This is a genomic window from Campylobacter concisus, from assembly GCF_002913865.1.
GTDB classification, from domain to species: domain Bacteria; phylum Campylobacterota; class Campylobacteria; order Campylobacterales; family Campylobacteraceae; genus Campylobacter_A; species Campylobacter_A concisus_AM.
Window position 1 is genome coordinate 1 of the sequence record NZ_POYX01000030.1, and the last position, 3,242, is coordinate 3,242.

The window sequence follows — 3,242 nt, forward strand, 5'->3', positions numbered from 1 at the left end:
TTTTGCTCTACTCCAATGCCGTTTATAATTATTTTCTCTACAATAGAAATTTAAAAAAGAGTAATATAAAAATTTTGGTAAGATACATTCTTTCGCAACTAAGATTTTTAACCCGTCAGCACCTTGAACAAATGCGAAATCTATAAATTTTATATGTTCTGAATGGTCTCCAAAAATAACATATTCCCCTTTATTAATAAAACTATTGCAATCACAATAGCCAGCTATAAATTCTTCTCCTTGATCAATTATAGGTATTTTTCCATTTTTTCTGTATTGATTTGCTTTTAACTTTATTGGGCTAGTAATTGTGTAACAAATTTCCTGTAATTCTCTAAATTCAACCCCATTCGGACAAAGCTCATTTATCAGATCAAAAATTTTACTCATCTCTCGCCATCCAGCTCTATCTGCGCGATGATGTCATCTATCTGCGAGCGCAAATTTGATATCTTAGCCACGGTCTCTTTTATCTGTAAATTTAGCTCATTTATATCTATCTTTTCACGTGTATCTTTTGGCTCGACATAGGAGCTTACTGCTAGGTTGTAGTCATTTTGGGCGATAGTGTCATTATCCACCGATGTAGCCACGTGAGCGATCTCTTCTTTGCTAGCAAAAATTTCTACTATCTTTTTAATGTGCTCACTTGTTAAAACGTTATTGTTCGTTCTTTTTTCAAAAAACTCACTAGCGTCTATAAACTGCGTTTTATTTTCACTTTTGTGCTTTGAGAGCACAAGGATATTTACAGCGATCGATGTGCCATAAAAGAGATTTGGCGCTAGGGCGATGATGGTTTCGACGAAATTTTCTTTTACAAGATACTCACGTATCTTCTTTTCAGCGCCGCCTCTATAAAAAATGCCAGGAAAGCTAACGATGGCAGCCCGCCCTTTTGCAGAAAGGTAACTAAGAGCATGCATGATAAAGGCAAAGTCTGCCTTGCTTTTAGGTGCTAGTACGCCAGCTGGGGCAAATCTAGCATCATTTACAAGTGTCGGATCATCGCTGCCGATCCAGTTTATAGAGTAAGGAGGGTTTGAGACGATGGCGTCAAATGGCTTATCATCCTGAAGCTTTGGGTCTAAAAGCGTATCGCCAAGCTCGATGTGAAATTTAGAGTAGTTTATGTTGTGTAAAAACATATTCATGCGAGCAAGGTTAAATGTCGTGTGATTGATCTCTTGTCCAAAAAAGCCCTGCTCTACCTCATGCTTGTCAAATCTCTTTTTAGCTTGCAAAAGTAGCGAACCAGAGCCACAAGCTGGATCGTAAATTTTATTTACACTTTCTTGTCCGTGCATGGCTAGCTCAGAGATGAGCTTTGAGACATTTTGCGGAGTGAAAAACTCGCCGCCTGACTTGCCAGCATTTGCAGCGTAGTTTGAGATGAGAAACTCATAAGCATCGCCAAAAAGATCGATGTGGTTATCTTTAAAGTCACCAAAGTCAAGCCCAGCAACTCCGTTTAAAACAGCAGCAAGCCTTCTGTTTTTATCTGCGACGCTATTGCCAAGCCTGTTGCTAGTCGTATCAAAGTCAGCAAAAAGCCCTTTGATGTCTTGCTCTGACTCAAACCCAGCGGCTGAGCCTTCGATACTTTTAAAAATTTAATCTAGATCGGTATTTAAATTTGCATTATTTGAGGCATTTTTTACGATATTTTTAAAAAGCTGACTAGGATAGATGAAGTAGCCCTTTTCTTCTATAATGACCCTTTTTTGCTCGTCATGTATCTCATCATCGCCCATGCTAGCGTAGTCGATGCTCTCGTCTCCAGCCTCTATGTAGTCAGTAAAATTTTCGCTAATAAATCTATAAAACAAAGTTCCGAGGACATACTGCTTAAAGTCCCATCCATCAACAGCACCCCTTACTTCATTTGCGATGCTCCAAATTTGATTTTGTAAGGCTCTGCGTTGTGCCTCTTCGCTCATTTTATCTCCTTTAAATTTCCTTATAGCCGACTATATTTAGCCCAAAACCAGCTAAGCTTACAAATTCTTTATTTTTATTTGAGCTTAGAAGCTCGATATCTTTTACACCAAAGTGATTTAAAATTTGCGCTCCGATGCCGTAGTCCTTGCTAGTGTTTGAGTTGTCACTATCTAAAAAGATCAAAATTCCACCATTTTGGTTTAGAAATTTGATAGTTTTTAAAAGCTCGTCATATTTTAGACTGCTCAAAAGCTCGTGATCGGCAAGGATCTTTTGAAATTTGACATTTGCCTTGCTCTTTGGCTCACCAAAAAGATAGGCTGAGTGAATTTTACCTTTGTGATCGGTGATATCGTATCTTATAGCCGCGCAATCTGCGATCTTGACGTCAATTTTTTCGCCAACTCTTATGAGGCTTTCATGACTTAGTCTATACTCGACCAGGTCAGAAACGCTGATCATATTTAGCCCAAATTTCTCGCAAAACTCCTCCAAGTAGTCGCGTCTTGCCATTGTGCCATCTTCTTTTACGATCTCACATATAGACGCCATTGGAGTGACGCCAGCGAGCTTGCAAAGATCGACCGAGCCCTCGGTGTGGCCTGTGCGAACAAGCACGCCACCATTTTTTGCGATAAGTGGGAAAATGTGTCCTGGGCGCACAAAGTCCTCAGGCTTTGAGCTGGCCTCTGCCGCAAGCCTGATCGTCATATCGCGCTCATATGCGCTAACGCCCGTTGTTGCGTCTTTTGCGTCGATCGTGACTGTAAAAGCTGTCTCGTGGCTCGATGTGTTTTTAGCTACCATTAGCGGCAGGTCAAGCCTTTTTGCGTTTGCCTCGTCCATCGCAAGACAGAGCACGCCCTTTGCATGAGTGATAGCGAAATTTACCTTTTGCATGTCGCTACTAGCTGCTGAAAAGACTAGATCGCCCTCATTTTCGCGATCCTCATCATCGACCATAACGACCATTTTTCCATTTTTTATATCTTCAATCGCTCTTAATACATTTTCAAGTGCCATAATTATCCTTTTATAAATTTTTACGATTATATTGATATTTTGATAACTAAGAGATAAAAATAATATTTTTTCTTTGTCGGTAATCACTTTTGAGAAAAAATAGAATTTACACCAAAATTTAAGCTTTTGAGGTTGATATTAGCCATTTGACAGGATAAATTTATCTCGTATAGGCATAAAAATTAAATGTATATTTCGTGATAAAACAAATTTTGACTTTAACTTTTAAAATATGCCTTAAACTTTAGGCAACAATAAATTGTTATTTTAGCTTATTA

General features: G+C 38.8%; 2 protein-coding genes and 1 pseudogene. All 3 read right to left on the reverse strand.

All coding sequences use genetic code 11. The features are described from left to right. Window positions 1-390, reverse strand: a 390-nt coding sequence (locus CYP77_RS02010) for a restriction endonuclease subunit S (protein WP_181001943.1), incomplete at its 3' end; no start/stop codon positions are given. Next, window positions 387-1,940, reverse strand: a pseudogene (locus CYP77_RS02015) (type I restriction-modification system subunit M). The pseudogene CYP77_RS02015 and the gene CYP77_RS02010, both read right to left, overlap by 4 nt. Window positions 1,941-1,950: 10 nt before the next feature. Continuing rightward, complete coding sequence (locus CYP77_RS02020) at window positions 1,951-2,964, reverse strand: bifunctional 3,4-dihydroxy-2-butanone 4-phosphate synthase/GTP cyclohydrolase II (protein WP_103566174.1); 1,014 nt, start codon at window positions 2,962-2,964, stop codon at window positions 1,951-1,953. Between the last annotated feature and the right edge of the window lie 278 nt (window positions 2,965-3,242).